Genomic DNA, 16,610 nt, shown 5'->3' on the forward strand with positions numbered 1-16,610 from the left:
GCCGGGCATGACTTTCGACTCGCCACTCGCCGCCTACCAGCACGCCATCACCGAACAGGGTTTCGTCCCCGACGACGCCCAGCGCGAGGCGGTGCAAGCCCTGCAAGACTGCCACCAGGCCCTGCACCACGGTGACAGGCCGATCACCGGCGTGTACTTGTGGGGCCCGGTCGGGCGCGGCAAGACCTGGCTGATGGACCAGTTCTACCAGAGCCTGCGGGTGCCTGCGCGGCGCCAGCATTTCCATCACTTCATGGGGTGGGTGCATCAGCGCTCGTTCCAGCTGACCGGTACCCACGACCCCTTGCAGGCCCTCGCTCGGGAACTGAGCCGGGAAGTGCGGGTGCTGTGTTTTGACGAGTTGTTCGTCAATGACATCGGTGACGCCATCATCCTTGGCCGGCTGTTCCAGGTGATGTTCGAGGAAGGCGTGGTGATGGTCTGCACGTCCAATCAACCTCCGGATCAACTGTATGCGGACGGTTTCAACCGTGATCGCTTCCTGCCGGGCATCGAGGCCATCAAGCAGCATATGCGCGTGGTGGCGGTTGACGGTGGGGAAGACCATCGCCTGCATCCAGGAACCGCGCTGCAGCGCTACTGGGTTGATCAGCCGGGTGCGCTGGCCGAGGTGTTTCGCCAGTTGAGCGACGGGCAGGCTGTCAGCAGTGCACCTGTTGCGGTCGGCTATCGCTCCATCGTCGCGGTGAAGTCCAGTGAAACGGTGCTGTGGTGCCGCTATGCCGACCTGTGCGAACAGCCCCTGGCCGCCATGGATTTCATGCTGCTGTGTGATCGTTTCAAGGCCATCTTGCTGGGGGAGGTGCCCAACCTCAGCGCGCAAAAGCGTCCGGGGCGCATTGCCCGCGGCACGGAAGACGCCGCCCAGCGGGTAGATGCCGGTGACCGGGAACTGCCGGAGCTGTCGGTGCATGATGACAGCGTCCGGCGCTTCATCGCCCTGGTAGACGAGTGCTACGACCGCAAGGTGCCGTTGTACATCGAGGCCAAGGTGCCATTGGAAAGCCTCTACACCGAGGGTTACCTGGAGTTTCCATTTCGCCGTACCCTGAGTCGCTTGCAGGAGATGCAACTGGCGCGCTTTGGTGAGCCTGACGCGCTTTCACGCGGGAAAATGTAGTTAATCTCCTTCAGCTAATGCCCGCTCCACGCTTACAATCGAGCCCTTTTATGGGGACCGAGTCCCTGTTGCACCGTTAATGAGGAAGGAAATGGACAGCGCAGACATCCTGGTGCTGCAAGCCAGCTACACCAATCCGGTTCACGCCGAGGCCATTGGCCTGTTGCTCAACCATTACGCAGAAGACCCGATGGGCGGCGGCCACAGCCTGCCGGCCGATCGCCTGGAACAATTGCCGGCGGAGCTGGCCAAGCGTGCGCATGCATTCAGCGTGCTGGCGTTTGTCGGCGGTGCGCCTGCCGGGCTGGTGAATTGCTTTGAAGGGTTTTCCACCTTTGCCTGCCGCCCGCTGGTCAATGTGCACGACGTGGTGGTGATGGATAAATTCCGTGGCCTGGGGTTGAGCCAGAAGATGCTGCAAAAGGTCGAGGAAATCGCTCGCCAGCGTGGCTGCTGCAAAATTACCCTTGAGGTGCTCGAAGGCAATGCGGTGGCACAGTCGGCTTATCGCAAGTTCGGTTTTGATGATTCGGTGTTTGACCCGGAGCATGGCCGGATGTTGTTTTGGAATAAGCCGCTTTAATTAATGTTTATTTAATTAAAGGCGAAAAAAAGGCGCCAGCAAGTGGCGCCAAGTTGACCTTAGCTATCAGAGCGGAATAGCACAGGGTATTACGGGTAAATCAGCTGTTTGGTGTGTTGGTAGTTTGATCGGCAGTTGCGGGCTTTGCAGTCTTGCCGTCAGCCATTGCTGTTTGCTGAGCGGCGCCGTGGACTTGTTCCTGGACGAAGGTGAAGTTGTTGTAAAACTCCTTCGAGCGCTCGGAACCGCCCTCTGCGAAGGCGGCTACGGAAGTCATGGTCATCAGGCCGGCAAGGATAACAGTCGAAATTTTCATGGCAGTGTCTCATTTAAGTGTGTTGGGTTCCGCGCGTTGTGGTCAGCGGCGGGATGGGGAGACTGTGGGCCAATCATATTAAGTAAGGGTTAACCTCGGGCTGACCGGAAGTTAACGATTTCGTTAACTTCCAATCTGTCGCAGCTATGAAATCAGAGCTTCCAATCAAGTGCAACGCTGATGGAACGCGGGTCTCCCCAATACACGCCATTGTAAAAGCCGACGCGCTCGTAATATTTTTTATCAAATAGGTTGTTGATATTAAGTGACGCCGACAAATGGTCGTCGAACTGGTAGCGGGACATCAAGTTGACCACGGTATAGGCCTGCTGGGTGATCCGTGTGCGCTCCCTGATCAGTGTTCCACTGGTGTCCCGGCCCACCGGGCGGTAGGCAAAGTCGTAGAAGTCGCTCTGCCAGTTCACCGCGCCGCCGACGGTGAGGGCGTGCCATTCGCCGGGCAGGCGATAGGCCGTGGAAACGCGTAGCAGGTTCATCGGCAGGTTGGTGTTGTTGCGCTGTTTCTCACCATTCAGGGAATGGGTGTAGGTGTAGCCGGCGGTCAGGTTCCAGTCGGGGCGCACCTCTCCGGAGACTTCTACCTCGAAGCCTTGCACTTTGTTGCCTTTGCCGCCGGATTTGTAAAACTGCTCGCCGGTCTCCGTGTCCGGTTGCGCGGTGCTGTCCAGTTCCGCGACGTTGTCTTGTTTGCTCCAGAAGTACGCGGCCGCCAGGTTCAGGCGTTCCTCCAGCAGGCTGCCCTTGAGGCCCACCTCGTAGTTGCTGCCCACCACCGGCTCCAGGTATTTCTTGCTGGCGTCGCGTTCGCTTTGCGGGTTGAAGATATCGGTGTAGCTGGCGTAGACGGTGTACTCCGGGGTCAGGTCGTAGAGCAGGCCGGCGTAAGGGGTCCACATGTCATTGTGGGTCTGGCTGGACTTTGTCGCGCCGAGGTACTGGTCGGTGTCCTTGTCATAGTTATACGTGGTGCTTTCGATCTCCCAACTGCCATAGCGACTGCCCAGTACGGCATGCAAGCGGTCGGTCAGGCTCAGGCGGGTGGCCAGGTAACCGGCCTTTTGCCGGGTGCTGCCTTGTTCGCCCTTGAGGCCGGTATTGGCGTCAGGGAATTTGCCGATCCCGCCCAGGTGCTTCCAGTCGTCGATGCTGGTGTAGCCCTTGGGCACCGGCCCGTCGCGCAGGTGTGGCGAAGAATCACGTTGCTCGGATTCGCCGTAACCCACCATCAACTCGTGTTCACGGCCCAGCAGGGAATAGGAACCCGCCAGGTTCACGTCCACCACGTCCATTTTCGAGGTGCCCAGCATGTGGCTGGTCCAGGCAGTCATGCCACTGCGGTCGGCGTTGGGAAAGCCTGAGCCGCCGTAGTAGACCTTGCCGTCGGTGTCGCTTTCGCGGTGGGTGTAGGCGGCCTTCAGGTGCCAGTCGCCGGCCAGCCGGTGGTCGAGGGTGGCGAAGGTGGTTTCATCTTTCAGCGGCCAGGAACTCCAGTTGGCCGCGATGTTGGCGGAGCGGGGCAACTTGGCTTTGCTGCCATCGCTGTTCCAGTAGGGCAAGGTGCCCCACGCGGTGCCCTGCACGTGTTTGTTCTGGTAATCGAAGCCCACCGCCAGCACCGTGTCGTCGGTGAGGTCGCCCTCGAGGATGCCGTAGCCGACTTCCCGTTGCAGCGCGTAGTTGTCGCGATAGGACTGGCTGTCGCGGTAGGCGAGCACCGTACGGCCCCGCAGGCGCCCATCAAACGCCAGGGGCCCGCCAACGTCCAGGTAGCTGTAGTAATCGTCATGGGAGGCACCACTGACACCCGCCTTGGCCTGCCACTGGGCGGTCGGGCGTTTGCGCACCATGTTCACGGTGGCCGAGGGATCGCCGGCGCCGGTCGTCAGGCCGGTGGCGCCGCGTACCACCTCGACCCGGTCATAGATGATGGTGTCGGCGTCGGACTTCATACGGCCGAAGGTGTTGAGCATGCCGTCAACCTGGAAATTGTTGATCTCGTAGCCGCGGGAGGAGTAGCTGACCCGGTCGGAGTCCAGGTGCTGTACCGCCACGCCGGTGGTCTGGCGCATGACCTCGGTCAGGGTGTTGAGGTTGAAATCATCCATCTGTTGGCGGGTGATCACCGAGACCGACTGCGGTGTTTCCTTGATGGACAGGTTCAACTTGGTGGCCGTGCTCATCGCGCCGGTGGTGTAGGCGCCGGTGTGCTCGGTGGTGGCGCCCAGGCCCTGGGCGGTGATGCTGGTGCTGCCCAGCTCCAGGGCTTTGGCCGGTGTGTGTGATTCCTGTTCGGGATCGTTTTCAGCCAGCAGGTCCGGGCTCAGCACCACGCTGAAAAGGCCCAGGGTCAAGGTCATGGAACGGGTAATAGGCGCAAACATCGCGGCGAACTCCTTGTCGTCTATGAAAAATGCCATTGGCTCAAAGACGAAAAGAGGCGAGGAAGTTTAGCGCTAAACGAGAATAACTATTATCTTGGCGTTGCTGGCAAGTCGGGTTTCACCGCGTTGCACGGATGAAACCCGGGGCTATTCAAGCTACTTGACGACCACGTTGGCGGCGTCCGTTTGCTTGGGCTTGATCAGGCTGAAGTCAATCAGGGGCTTTTGCTGGCGCGCATACGGATCGCCAATCAAACGCGGTCGAGGCTTGAAGCTGTCACTGACCAGGCTCTTGCTGTGGTCCAGTTCGTCAAAGCTCAACCCTGCCATGTCGGCCCAGGTATGAATCAGCTGCGAGCTGCTGTAAGGCCGCTGCAAGTCACCGGCAAAACTCCAGTCATGGCTTTCGCGCCACTTGGGCGAGGCGTAGGCCATGAACGGAATGGTGTACATCGGTGCTGTCGGCTTGGCTTCGTTGCGGCCCAGGGTGCTGTGGCCGGCCGAGTCGAACACGTCTTCACCGTGGTCGGAGAGGTACAGCAGGAAGCCGTTAGGGTCAGTCTTGGCGTAGTCCTTGATCAGGCTCGACACCACGAAATCGTTGTACAGCACCGCATTGTCGTAGCTGTTGTAGGTCGGCAACTGCGCGTCGCTGACCCCGTCAGGCACGCCCTGGCGATCGGTGAACTTGTCGAAGGTCGGCGGGTAGCGGTACTGGTAGCTCATGTGGGTGCCCAGCAGGTGCACCACGATGAATTTGCGTTCGGCGGTGTCAGACATCGCCTTGGCGAACGGCTCCAGCACGTCGCCGTCGTACTGGCGGGCGTTCTGGTTGCGGTTGTTGTTGAGGTACACCTGTTCGTCGGCCTGTTCGGAAAAGGTCGTGAGCATGGTGTTGCGCTTGGTCATGGTCTGCTGGTTGGTGATCCAGAAGGTCTTGTAGCCGGCCTGCTTCATCACGCTGACGATGGACGGAGTCTTGAGGTACAGGTCGGGGTTTTCTTCGTCGGCAAAGGTCAGCACCTGTTGCAGCGCTTCGATGGTGTAGGGGCGCGGGGTGATCACGTTGTCGAACACCGCCAGTTGGTCGCGCAGTTTGTCCAGTTCCGGCGTGGTGTTGCGCGGGTAGCCGTACAGGCTCATGCGCTGACGGTTGGTGGACTCACCAATCACCAGCACCAGGGTCGATGGCTGGCCGGCCATGCTGTCCTTGAGGTTGGTCAGGGGCGGGATCTTGCTGGCGCTGGTCAGCATGCCTTGCATGTTGTCCAGTTGTTCGGTGTAGCGGCGGTAGGCAACGATCATCTGCCATGGCACGGCCGGCTCGATGCGGGTTTCGAAGCGGTCGATGGCCAGTTCCATGGTCTCGCTCTTGGCGATCTGCTTGACCAACGGGTAACCGACGATGGCAATCACAATCGCCGTGGCCGCAAGCATCGCCTGGCCGCGTGGCAGGTACACCGGGCGTACGCGGGTCCACAGGAAAACGGCCATGGCAGTGTGGGCAATGAACGCCAACACGATCCACCAGGCAAAGTATTGAGTGGCGTATTCACCGGCTTCAGAGATGTTCGACTCGAACATGATGAAGATGACGCTTTGGGAGAATTCCTGCTGGTAGATGAAGAAATAACCCAGGCTGGCCATGGAGCAGGCCCACAGCACCACGCCAATCACCGCTGCCACCAGGCGCGCGCGACGGGGAAACAACAGCATCGGCGCCAGCCACAGGGCGCTCATGAAAAATGCCTGGCGGAAACCGCTGAAGCCGGAGGTGCCGGTCAGTTGGATCAGCAGTTGGGTAATACCCGAGAAGTACCAGAAGAACAGGAACATCCAGCCGAGGCCGGCCCAATCAAAACCTTTCGCAGACGTAGTGCTGCGTTTGAACATCGCCATCCAGCGCTCCAACCCGGTAAATGTCAGTCGACGCGCAGGGACGCACGCAACAGAGGGCCTGCGCACGTGGCGCGGCCCTATTCGGCGGGAGTATCGGGAGGGGGATGTGAAAACTTCGTGAGTTATTCCTGAACGGTTCGTTCAGCTCACGTTCAGCAAAGGGCGGGCTGGGTGCCGGACGGCTGATTGAGCTGCCCTTGCAAGTGCGAGCGCAGACGCATGACTTCCTGTTGCAGTTGGTCGCGCTCGTCTTTCAACTGGCGTAATTCATCGCGGCGGATGCTGACATAGAGGGTCTGTGGCGGGCGGGTCATGTGTGCAGTGCTCATTGCTTACCTCGCAAATGGCGGGTGTATCGCGCTGCCAGAGCGCTTGATTCGAGGCTCTCGGCAACAGTCGGTGCAATTCTGAATTCTTTTTTTAACGAAGGGAACTTTTTTATTTTTGATGGTCGTTGTGACTTTTTTCCCACTGAAGGCTAAAGCATGGCCACTTTTTGTCATGAAACTATGCCAATCCGCTCTGGACTAACCCTCATTAGCCTCATTGCGCTATAAACTGTGACACACATTTATTCGTAGTAAGGAGCATCAGCACATGCAACTGGGGATTATTGGACTAGGCCGCATGGGTGGCAACATTGCGCGGCGCCTGATGCTCAATGGGCATACCACCGTGGTTTACGACCGCAATGAAGCATTCGTAAAAGGGCTGGCAGGCGAGGGCGCCACCGGCGTTGCGGATCTGAAGGGCCTGGTGGCCGGGCTGCAAAAACCCCGGGCGATCTGGGTGATGCTGCCGGCGGGCGACCCGACCGAGCACACCATTGAAGAATTGAGCCAATTGCTGGAAGACGGTGACGTGATCATCGACGGCGGCAACACTTTCTATAAGGATGACATCCGCCGGGCCAAGACCTTGTCGGAAAAAGGCCTGCACTATGTCGACGTCGGCACGTCCGGCGGCGTCTGGGGCCTGGAGCGCGGCTACTGCATGATGATCGGTGGCGACGCCGAGACCGTTCAGCGCCTGGACCCGATCTTCGAAAGCCTGGCACCTGGCCTGGGCAACATCCCGCGCACCAAAGACCGTTCTGCCACAGCGGACAGCCGTGCCGAGCGTGGTTACATCCACGCGGGCCCAGCCGGTTCCGGGCACTTCGTCAAGATGATCCATAACGGTATCGAATACGGGATGATGCAGGCCTTCGCCGAAGGCTTCGACATCCTCAAGACCAAGAATTCGGAAAACCTGCCGGAAGACCAGCGGTTCGACCTCAACGTTGCCGATATCGCCGAAGTCTGGCGCCGTGGCAGCGTGGTGTCGTCCTGGCTGCTGGACCTGACCGCCGATGCACTGGCTACCGATCCGAAGCTCGACGGTTATTCCGGCTCGGTTGCCGACAGTGGCGAAGGCCGCTGGACCATCGAAGCCGCGATGGAGCAATCGGTGCCGGTACCGGTGCTGTCGAACTCGCTGTTCGCGCGTTTCCGCTCGCGCCAGCAAAGCACCTACGGTGACAAAATGCTTTCTGCCATGCGCTTCGGCTTTGGCGGCCATGTGGAGACTCCCAAAAAATGACCGCTAACGGCAAGAAACCCAAGGCCGAACCTGCTCCGCCCACCACACTGTTTCTGTTTGGTGCCCATGGTGATTTGGTCAAGCGCCTGCTGATGCCGGCGCTGTACAACCTCAGTCGCGACGGGCTGCTGGGCAACGGTTTGCGCATTGTGGGCGTTGATCACAACGCCATCAGCGACGCCGATTTCGCCAAGAAACTCGAGGACTTCATTCGCACCGAGGCCGCCAGCAAGGTCAAGGGTAATGCCGAGAATGCGCTGGACCCTGTGTTGTGGGACCAGTTGGCCAAAGGCATCAGCTACGTCGAGGGAGACTTCCTCGACGACAGCACCTACGCCGATATCGGCAAGAAGATTGCCGACAGCGGCACCGGCAACGCGGTGTTCTACCTCGCCACGGCGCCGCGCTTCTTCGCCGAAGTGGTGCAGCGCCTCGGCGCGGCCGGCTTGCTGGAAGAAACCCCGGAGGCGTTCCGCCGGGTGGTGATCGAGAAGCCGTTCGGCTCCGACCTCGCCACCGCCGAAGCGCTGAACGCCTGCCTGCTCAAGGTGATGAGCGAGAAGCAGATCTATCGCATCGACCATTACCTGGGCAAGGAAACCGTCCAGAACATCCTGATCAGCCGTTTTTCCAACGTGCTGTTCGAGGCGTTCTGGAACAACCACTACATCGACCACGTGCAGATTACCGCTGCCGAAACCGTTGGCGTGGAAACCCGGGGCAGCTTCTTCGAACACACCGGCACCTTGCGGGACATGGTGCCCAACCACCTGTTCCAGTTGCTGGCGATGATCGCCATGGAACCGCCGGCCGCCTTTGGCGCCGATGCGGTGCGGGGTGAGAAGGCCAAGGTGATCGGGGCCATACGGCCCTGGTCGCTGGAAGACGCACGCGCCAACTCGGTTCGCGGCCAGTACACCGCCGGTGAAGTCGCCGGCAAGCAACTGCCGGGGTACCGTGAAGAGGCCAACGTTGCGCCAGACAGCAGCACCGAGACCTTCGTCGCCCTCAAGGTACTGATCGACAACTGGCGCTGGGTCGGCGTGCCGTTCTACCTGCGCACCGGCAAACGGATGAGCATCCGCGACACTGAGATCATCATCTGCTTCAAGCCGGCGCCTTACGCGCAGTTCCGGGATACCGAGGTCGATGAACTCAAGCCGACGTACCTGAAGATCCAGATCCAGCCCAATGAAGGCATGTGGTTCGACCTGTTGGCGAAAAAGCCCGGGCCGACCCTGGACATGGCCAACGTCGAGTTGGGTTTTGCCTACAAGGACTTCTTCGAGATGCAGCCGTCGACGGGTTACGAAACCCTGATCTACGACTGCATGACCGGCGACCAGACCTTGTTCCAGCGCGCCGACAACATCGAAAACGGCTGGCGTGCGGTGCAACCATTCCTCGATGCGTGGAAGCAGGATGACGGTATCCAGGCCTACAAGGCGGGTGAAGATGGCCCGGCGGCGGCTGATGCGTTGCTGGCCCGCGATGGCCGAACGTGGCACAGCCTCGGATGAGTGACTTGCCGAGCCAACCCATCCGGTTTGTCCTGAGTGATATGGACGGCACGTTGCTGCATCCCGATCACAGCCTCAGCCAACGCACCATCGATACGGTTCGCGCCTTGCGCGCTGCCGGAGTGTTTTTCAGCCTGGCCAGCGGGCGGCCGCCGAAGGCCATGCGTCAGCAGGTCGAGGCGCTGGGTGTTGATGTGCCCATTGCCGGCTTTAATGGCGGCACGCTGGTCAACCCGGACGGCAGTATTCTGGTGGCGCATCACTTGCCGGCCGAAGCCGCGCTGGTGGCCTTGGCCTTGTTTACGCCGCAGCCGGACGTGGAAGTCTGGCTGTTTGCCGACGGTGACTGGCTGCGCCGTGATCCTGGCGGACCGATGGCGGTTCGCGAGGAACACGGCCTGGGCTACGGGCCGATCGTGGTGGAGAGTTTCGAGCCGTTTCTGGATCGGGTCGACAAAATTGTGGCAGCCAGCACCAACACCCCACTGCTGATGGAGCTTGAAGCGCAGTTGCAGCCGAGAGTCGAAGGATTGGCGCAGGTCTCACGCTCGCAGCCGGTATTTCTGGACGTGACGGCGATGAAGGCCAACAAGGGCGAAGCCTTGAAAACCCTGGCGGCGCACCTGGGTGTGCCGCTGGAGCAGACGGCAGTGATTGGTGATGGAGGCAACGATCCGGCGATGTTTCACGTGGCCGGGTTGTCGATTGCCATGGGCCAGGCCGAAGAAGTGGTCAAGCGCCAGGCCAGCGTCGTCACGGGCAGTAATGTCGATGACGGCGCGGCGGAAGCCATAGAGCGGTTTATTCTCTCGGCCTATTGATTGGCAAACACAGTAATAAGTAGTCAGCTATGCAAAGTTGCAACTTGCATGGCTGGCTGCGCATCCCTGTTATTTCCAGTCAATATACTGCGTCGTCGGGCGGCATACTTTCTTGTGCCGCCCAACGCCAGTTTCAGTTACTTGGGCATCGCCCAGGATTGCAACTGATAGCCATCTTTGTCGAGTTCGGCGCGGGCTTGCAACAGCAAGTTCTCAAGCTGCGCCGGATCGGAATAAGTGCTGGAAGACAGCTGCTTGCTGCCGATGCGGGTATTGGTGCGGTCGATGACGCTCAGGCTCAGGGCGCCGTTGCCGTCGTGCCAGGCCACACATTGAAAGGGCTGGAAGGCACGGTCTGCGATCAAAAGAGCTTCGTTGATGCGGAGCGGGGCGTTCATGGGGTCTTCTCTCTAAATGCCCATTCAAGTGAAGTCGTTGGTTGGGCGTGCCTGACGACTGGTTACTTGTACTGATGCACGATCACCGGGTACGGGTCACATGTTAGAAGAAGATTTTTCAACTTTCCCTGATTAATGTCATGTAAGGGGCTATTTTGAAAGCTTCATGAAAGTTACGCCGCGACAATTGACCGCAGGGCCGTAACGGAAAAGCGCGGTTTGCCCACGACTTATAGCGAATCGATACAAAGGCCGCGTCAAGATCTTGCTAGGGTTACCAACAGACTTTCCAAATAGCTGTTTTTAAATAACTTTAACGATTTTGACGCCAAGGAATAGTCATGATTGTTACACCTGCCCAGCGCCGCCTGCTTGTGGTCGATCCCTGTGATGACTGCCATCGGCTGTTGCCCGGTTTGCGCGCGGCGGGGTGGGACGTGGACAGCTGTGCCCTGGAGGCCGTGGGTGAGCGCTCCTGTGACGTGGGATTGTTGCGCCTGCAGCCGTTTCACCTGGAACGCCCCGAAGCGGTCAAGGAGCTGATCAGCCGCAGCGGCACCGAGTGGATTGCCGTGCTTAACCAGGAAGTGCTGCGGCTGCAGAATGTCGGCGATTTTGTCTGCGAATGGTTTTTCGATTTCCATACCCTGCCGTTTGATGTGTCACGGGTGCAGGTCACCCTGGGCCGCGCCTTCGGCATGGCGCGCCTACGGGGCAAAGGCAACAACGCGCCAGCCGGCCAGCCGGAACACGAACTGCTGGGCGACAGCCGCCCCATCCGCGAACTGCGCAAACTGCTCGCCAAACTGGCGCCCACTGAATCCCCGGTGTTGATTCGTGGCGACAGCGGCACCGGCAAGGAATTGGTCGCCCGCACCTTGCACCGCCAGTCCCAGCGCCATGCCAAGCCGTTTGTGGCGATCAATTGCGGGGCGATCCCTGAGCACCTGATCCAGTCCGAACTGTTTGGCCATGAGAAAGGCGCCTTTACCGGCGCCCATCAGCGCAAGGTCGGGCGGATCGAGGCGGCGCATGGCGGCACGTTGTTTCTCGATGAAATCGGCGACTTGCCCATGGAGCTGCAAGCCAACCTGCTGCGCTTTCTCCAGGAGAAACAGATCGAGCGCGTCGGCGGCAGCCAACCGATTCCCGTGGACGTACGGGTGCTGGCCGCCACCCACGTGGACCTGGAAGCTGCGGTTGAAAAGGGCACCTTTCGTGAAGACTTGTATTACCGGCTCAACGTCCTGCAAGTGGTGACCGCGCCGTTGCGCGAGCGCCATGGCGATGTGGCGATGCTGGCCAACCATTTCTCACACTTCTACAGCCAGGAAACCGGCCGCCGCCCGCGCAGCTTCAGCGAAGACGCGCTGGTGGCCATGGGCGAGCACGGCTGGCCGGGCAATGTGCGGGAATTGGCCAACCGCGTGCGGCGTGGCCTGGTACTGGCTGAAGGGCGGCAGATCGAGGCCGTTGATCTGGGACTGCAAAGCCAGCAGGCAATCGCGCTGCCGATGGCTACACTGGAAGATTACAAGCACCGCGCCGAACGTCAGGCGCTGTGCGATGTGCTCAACCGGCACAGCGACAACCTGAGTGTCGCGGCCCGTGTGCTGGGGGTTTCCCGGCCAACGTTCTACCGGTTGCTGCACAAACACCAGATCCGCTAGGGCGGGTAAACCGAAAAGCCCCGCAACGACCCTTATCGTTGCGGGGCTTTTCCCGTTGTCATGCCTTAAAAGTAATACGGGAACTTCAGGCTGAAGCTGAACGACGGTGCATCCGGTGTGATCCCGATCGCCAGGTTCGGCACGATCGTCAGGTTGTCGGATGCCGCAATCGTCATGCCGACGTTGAAGTAACCCGCGTTGGCGTCGCTGGAAACCACCGACTGCCAGTCGCCGCCATCCGGCTTGAGCTTGCTCCTGCGTTGCACCAGGTCGGACACCGAGAACGACATACTCATCTTCTCGTTCAACGCAAACGCCACGCCTGCGCCGATCTGGAAGCTGTCGCCCAACTGCACTTTGCCGGGGGTTTTCTGGCCAACCTGAGAGCTGATATCGCTGAACGAGTCCTCGAAGTTGTGGGTATACGACAGCGAGCCAAACAGTACCGCCGGGTCGAAAGTCTTGACCAGCGAGATCCCCGGCGTGATCGACCATACGCCGTTGCCGGTCGGCAGGCTTTCCGGTACGAAGAGGTTGGTATTGCTTGATGATTGGACCAGCTTGATGCCGAATGGGTCTTCGCCGGTGGGCGCCTTGACCCGCACCGACACCACCGCATCCGGCAGGTTGACGCTTTCGTCGAGGAACTTGTAGGCAATCCCGAAGTTGATGTCGCCGATAGTCGGGTCGCGGGTGACCGACTGTTCCGAGGTCGCCGTGCCGCTGCCGCCGTTGGCGCCGCCGGACTGGTAAGTCGACTCGCGGTACACCACCGGCACGTTCACGTCGAATTGCCAGCGGTTGTCGAGGTTGTAGCGGCCCGTGAGGTCGAGGGTCCAGTTATCCGACTTGATCCGGTCCAGGTTGATGTTGCCAAGGAAGATCGAGTCCAGTGCCAGAAAGCCGTTGAGGGTCAACTGGCGAGCGTCGTAGCGCGAATAGGTGACGCCGGTTTCAAAGCTGAACTTGCCGTTGCCAAAGAAGCCGCTGGCCTCGTTGTACAGGTTGCTCACGCTTTGCGCCGGGGCCGAATCATCCTTGAGGGATTGGCCGTAGGAGGCGCCACCGGCTGCACCGCCCGAGGCCGCAGCGGCGCCGGTACGCGGCGTGTTGCCGGCCACGGTAGTGCCGCCTTTCTGGAAGTCCGCCGGGGATTTGGCCAGGCGTTTGGGGGGCGGGGCCACCGGCTGCTCCTCAACCTGGCGCACCCGTTGTTCCAGCACCGCCAGTGCTTTTTGCTGCACTTCGTAGCGTTGCTTGAGCTCCAGCAATTCCTTTTTCAACGTGTCTATATCGGTGTCCGGCGCGGCATACAACATAGATGCGGGCAGGAGCGTGCTTAAACAAATTACGGCACGTAACGATAGCGATCGATGCATGAAATAAGCCGTCCCTTTCTATTGCACTAGTGTCGAGGCACAGCGTAGTTCAATAACCGTTAGCGCGTAGGCCCCTGAGTTGATTCAGGTTGAGGTTCTGCCCCAAATTGTTCAAACCGTTATTGCCCAGTACCACGTTGAGCTGCGTCATGTTGCTGACAAAGTTGCTGTTACCCTGCAAAACCGTGCCCTGCAGAACATTCCCGCCGCCAATCTGCTGCAAGGCATTGCCCTGGTTGTTGTTGGCCAGGATCGCCATTTGCAGCCCGCCATTGGCCGCCGAAACGGTAACCTGACCGGCACCGGTGCTGCCGGTAATCGGTTGGCCTGCCACCAGCGCTTGCCCGGATTGCACGACGTTGGCCGGTGACAAACCGTTCTGGTTCACGTTGATATTGACGTTGTTGCTGGCGGTGTTGCCGTCGCCGGCAGCGCGCACACTTTGTGTCACGCCCTGGCCAGAGCCCAGTCCGGCACCACCGACGACGGTGCCCGTGCCATTGGGCTGGTTGGGCGAGACTTTAGTGGGGCTGTCGGTGACCTGCACATAAAACTGCGGAGTGATGGTCGAGGCGTTGACGTTCATGCTGGCCGAGCCGGTGACGCTGTCGCCGGCGGCATTGGTCCAGGTACTGCTCATTACAATCCCGAAACTGATGATCCGGCCCGGCATCACATAGCGACCACGCAAGTCAGCCAGTTCCGAGTCCTTTATTTCAATCGGCTTGAACACCGATGACGCATAAGCGGGCATTGAGGCTGCCAGGCACATGACCGTCAGCCAACGGTAAGTGTTCATCGTTTGCTCCTGGAGCATCCTGCCCCTTATTGCGCTTCTAGAAGAAGTCGCTCTGGATAAAACCGAAATCCATCAATTCACTGTCCCGGACCGGACTGAATTCATTGATCCTGTTTTTCGCGGTCAGCGGGGTGGGCGGATCAAGCAGCACGTTGGTCTTGTCGTAGCCTTCGCCCAGTACGGCGAAGACGATGCCATTCCAGCCTTTGACGAAGTCATCACGGGCGTAACGCTTGTGGCCCAGCACCGGATCGCCGATGTAGACCCAGTCTTTGTCGGCGCGCTGCATCACCACGAAGTGCTTGTAGCCGCGGATCTCCAGCAGCACCACCACCGGGATTTTCACCGTGAGCAGGGTGTCTGCGTTAATCCGGTAACCCCGGGCGCGCATGCCGATGCTTTCCAGGTAGCGCTTCATGTCCAGCATGGAGAAGCCCTGGGTGCGTACCAGGTCCTGATCGGCGTTGACCAGCATGCCCTTGATGATGTGGTCTTCATCCACATCCATCCAGTAGGCCTGGCGCAGGATGGTGGCCAGGGCGGCGGCACCGCAGCTGAAATCGGTTTTCTGTTCCACCAGGTTGGCGAACTTGCGTTCACGGATGCTCTCGACCTTCTTGAAGATCACGCCACCGCCGGGCATGGCAGCAATCGCCATTTGCCCTGCCCAAGTCGGGCCGGTGAGCAGTAACAGGAAGGTGAGGGTGATGATCCGCATGATCGAATGGCCTGGAGGACACTGGAATAAAAAGGGGCCTTGTTGCCAAGGCCCCGTTGAATCAGAAGCGCACGCCAGAGGAGATCACAGTGGTGTTGCCTTGCTGATTGCCCACACCTGCAGAAATGTTGGCGCCCAGGTTGCCCGAAGAGCCATTAAGCGAGTTGTTGGCGCTGGCGTTGTTCACGACAGGCAGGTAGGTGTGGCTACCCCATGGGCCAGACTGAGTGGCCACGGTGTTCAGGTAGGCGTTGTCCACGCTGGTTTGCGTGGTGTTGCTCGATGCGGCAGCAGCAGCACCCTTGGCCGAGGAAATAGCCAGTTGGTTTTTCTGTTGGTTGAAGTTGCCTGCGGTCGCGTTCACGCCCAGGTTGCCGGAGCTGCCGTTGGCCGAGTTGTTGAGCGAAGCGTTGTTGTGGGTAGCCACTTGCACCGAGATGTTGTTGTGGTTGTCTTGGGTAATGGTACCCAGGGCAAACACGGCATCTGCGTCACCGGCCGCGATGGCGGTCTGGTTGTCTTGTTGGTTGCCATCACCGGCTGCGATGTTGGCCTGGGCGTTGCCGCTGCTGCCGTTCAACGAGTTGTTGGCCGATGCGTTGTTCTGGGTGCCCAGGTTGAGCACGCCATTGTGGTTGCTCGATTGCGCGTCGGAAACGGCGGCTACCACGGCAGTAGGTGGGTTGGCATGTGCGGCGGCAGCCATGATTGCAGCGAGAGCGAACGCCAGTGGTTTAAGAGCCATTGTAGTTTTCATGGTATTTCCCCTTGCTTCTAATTAGTTGGTTAAGTGTTGGTACGGTCCAGCTTCTAGCTCCAATGAATCATTGGATTTGCACATTCAGGGCGTTAGCCATGCGGTTCCCCACCCCGGCACTCTGATTCACCTGTACCACTCCACGGCTGCCGGTGAAGGCCTGGTCGCTTGTGACGACCTGGCGGCTGCCAGTGGTAGAGGTGAACCCTGAGTTTGGTGACAGCGCCACGTTCTGTTGCGACATGACGCTGTCGTCGATGCTTTGCGGGCCAGCATTCACGCTGATCCGCACCGCATTGATCATCTGGTTGTTGGCCCCGGCCGACTGGTTGACGCCCAGTACACCGTTGCCATTGCTGAAAGAGTTGCCCTGGATCGCCACCTTGGCGTTCTGGGAGCGGTCGGCAGGTGCGCCGCCGATGGTCTGGCTGATGGAGCCGCCAGCCTGGGTGTTGGTGCCGGCTGAAATCGCGCGGCTGTTGATTTGCTGCTGCTGATCACCGGCTGCCTGGTTGATCGAGATAATTCCGTTGTATTGGGTGCCGGAGTTGTCGATCACTGCGCTGTTGTCAGCCATGGCTGCTGAGCTGGCCAGGATCGCGAGGAACAACCAGGAATGGTTCATC

At 59.7% G+C, this 16,610-nt stretch carries 16 protein-coding genes; 6 read left to right on the forward strand and 10 right to left on the reverse strand.

The window, feature by feature from the left end; genetic code table 11:
• Positions 1 to 7: 7 nt before the first annotated feature.
• Positions 8 to 1,141: a cell division protein ZapE gene (zapE, locus tag HKK54_RS24740; RefSeq protein ID WP_010172951.1), complete on the forward strand. Its 1,134-nt coding sequence runs from the start codon at positions 8 to 10 to the stop codon at positions 1,139 to 1,141.
• 91 nt (positions 1,142 to 1,232) lie between these two features.
• Complete coding sequence (locus tag HKK54_RS24745) at positions 1,233 to 1,724, forward strand: GNAT family N-acetyltransferase (RefSeq protein ID WP_169388142.1); 492 nt, start codon at positions 1,233 to 1,235, stop codon at positions 1,722 to 1,724.
• Positions 1,725 to 1,824: 100 nt separating this feature from the next.
• Here the strand turns inward: HKK54_RS24745 and HKK54_RS24750 are convergent, their stop codons facing one another.
• From HKK54_RS24750 to HKK54_RS24765, 4 genes are all read right to left on the reverse strand, one after another.
• Positions 1,825 to 2,040 carry a hypothetical protein gene (locus HKK54_RS24750; protein ID WP_010172949.1) on the reverse strand — a complete coding sequence of 72 codons (216 nt, stop codon included), beginning with the start codon at positions 2,038 to 2,040 and terminating at the stop codon, positions 1,825 to 1,827.
• Between the two features lie 152 nt (positions 2,041 to 2,192).
• Positions 2,193 to 4,442 (reverse strand): TonB-dependent siderophore receptor, encoded by a 2,250-nt coding sequence (locus HKK54_RS24755; protein WP_010172948.1) that lies wholly within the window; start codon positions 4,440 to 4,442, stop codon positions 2,193 to 2,195.
• A 156-nt stretch (positions 4,443 to 4,598) separates the two neighbouring features.
• Complete coding sequence (locus HKK54_RS24760; RefSeq protein WP_010172947.1) at positions 4,599 to 6,341, reverse strand: phosphoethanolamine transferase CptA; 1,743 nt, start codon at positions 6,339 to 6,341, stop codon at positions 4,599 to 4,601.
• A gap of 152 nt (positions 6,342 to 6,493) precedes the next feature.
• Positions 6,494 to 6,670, reverse strand: a complete 177-nt coding sequence (locus HKK54_RS24765; RefSeq protein ID WP_158000316.1) for a DUF6026 family protein — start codon at positions 6,668 to 6,670, stop codon at positions 6,494 to 6,496.
• 244 nt (positions 6,671 to 6,914) lie between these two features.
• On the opposite strand from HKK54_RS24765, the gene gnd reads away from it, so the two are divergent.
• Genes gnd through HKK54_RS24780 form a run of 3 tightly spaced genes read left to right on the forward strand, consistent with a single transcriptional unit; the run spans position 6,915 to position 10,263 of the window.
• Positions 6,915 to 7,922, forward strand: coding sequence for a phosphogluconate dehydrogenase (NAD(+)-dependent, decarboxylating) (gnd, locus tag HKK54_RS24770; protein WP_272903154.1), 1,008 nt, complete (start codon positions 6,915 to 6,917; stop codon positions 7,920 to 7,922).
• Positions 7,919 to 9,442: a glucose-6-phosphate dehydrogenase gene (gene zwf, locus HKK54_RS24775; protein ID WP_169388143.1), complete on the forward strand. Its 1,524-nt coding sequence runs from the start codon at positions 7,919 to 7,921 to the stop codon at positions 9,440 to 9,442. Before gnd ends, zwf begins: the two co-directional genes overlap by 4 nt.
• The gene (locus tag HKK54_RS24780) at positions 9,439 to 10,263 is read left to right on the forward strand and encodes an HAD family hydrolase (RefSeq protein WP_169388144.1); all 825 of its coding nucleotides are present in this window, start codon (positions 9,439 to 9,441) and stop codon (positions 10,261 to 10,263) included. Before zwf ends, HKK54_RS24780 begins: the two co-directional genes overlap by 4 nt.
• Positions 10,264 to 10,400: 137 nt before the next feature.
• Here the strand turns inward: HKK54_RS24780 and HKK54_RS24785 are convergent, their stop codons facing one another.
• Positions 10,401 to 10,661 (reverse strand): hypothetical protein, encoded by a 261-nt coding sequence (locus tag HKK54_RS24785; protein WP_010172941.1) that lies wholly within the window; start codon positions 10,659 to 10,661, stop codon positions 10,401 to 10,403.
• A 341-nt stretch (positions 10,662 to 11,002) separates the two neighbouring features.
• Between HKK54_RS24785 and HKK54_RS24790 the strand changes: the two genes are divergently transcribed.
• Positions 11,003 to 12,331: a sigma-54 dependent transcriptional regulator gene (locus HKK54_RS24790; protein WP_010172939.1), complete on the forward strand. Its 1,329-nt coding sequence runs from the start codon at positions 11,003 to 11,005 to the stop codon at positions 12,329 to 12,331.
• A gap of 65 nt (positions 12,332 to 12,396) precedes the next feature.
• On the opposite strand, the gene HKK54_RS24795 is transcribed toward HKK54_RS24790, so the two are convergent.
• The 5 genes from HKK54_RS24795 to HKK54_RS24815 form a co-directional block, all read right to left on the reverse strand.
• A complete protein-coding gene (locus HKK54_RS24795; RefSeq protein ID WP_010172936.1) occupies positions 12,397 to 13,710 on the reverse strand; it encodes an autotransporter domain-containing protein in 1,314 nt (437 codons plus the stop codon).
• A 49-nt stretch (positions 13,711 to 13,759) separates the two neighbouring features.
• On the reverse strand, positions 13,760 to 14,509 hold the full coding sequence (locus HKK54_RS24800) for a hypothetical protein (RefSeq protein ID WP_010172934.1): 750 nt from the start codon (positions 14,507 to 14,509) through the stop codon (positions 13,760 to 13,762).
• A gap of 37 nt (positions 14,510 to 14,546) precedes the next feature.
• Positions 14,547 to 15,227, reverse strand: coding sequence for a C39 family peptidase (locus HKK54_RS24805; protein WP_169388145.1), 681 nt, complete (start codon positions 15,225 to 15,227; stop codon positions 14,547 to 14,549).
• Between the two features lie 61 nt (positions 15,228 to 15,288).
• Positions 15,289 to 15,972, reverse strand: a complete 684-nt coding sequence (locus HKK54_RS24810; protein ID WP_010172929.1) for a hypothetical protein — start codon at positions 15,970 to 15,972, stop codon at positions 15,289 to 15,291.
• A gap of 79 nt (positions 15,973 to 16,051) precedes the next feature.
• Positions 16,052 to 16,609 carry an adhesin gene (locus HKK54_RS24815; RefSeq protein ID WP_169388146.1) on the reverse strand — a complete coding sequence of 186 codons (558 nt, stop codon included), beginning with the start codon at positions 16,607 to 16,609 and terminating at the stop codon, positions 16,052 to 16,054.
• Position 16,610 lies beyond the last annotated feature (1 nt).

Origin of the sequence: Pseudomonas sp. ADAK13 (assembly GCF_012935715.1) — a bacterium.
GTDB lineage: Bacteria > Pseudomonadota > Gammaproteobacteria > Pseudomonadales > Pseudomonadaceae > Aquipseudomonas.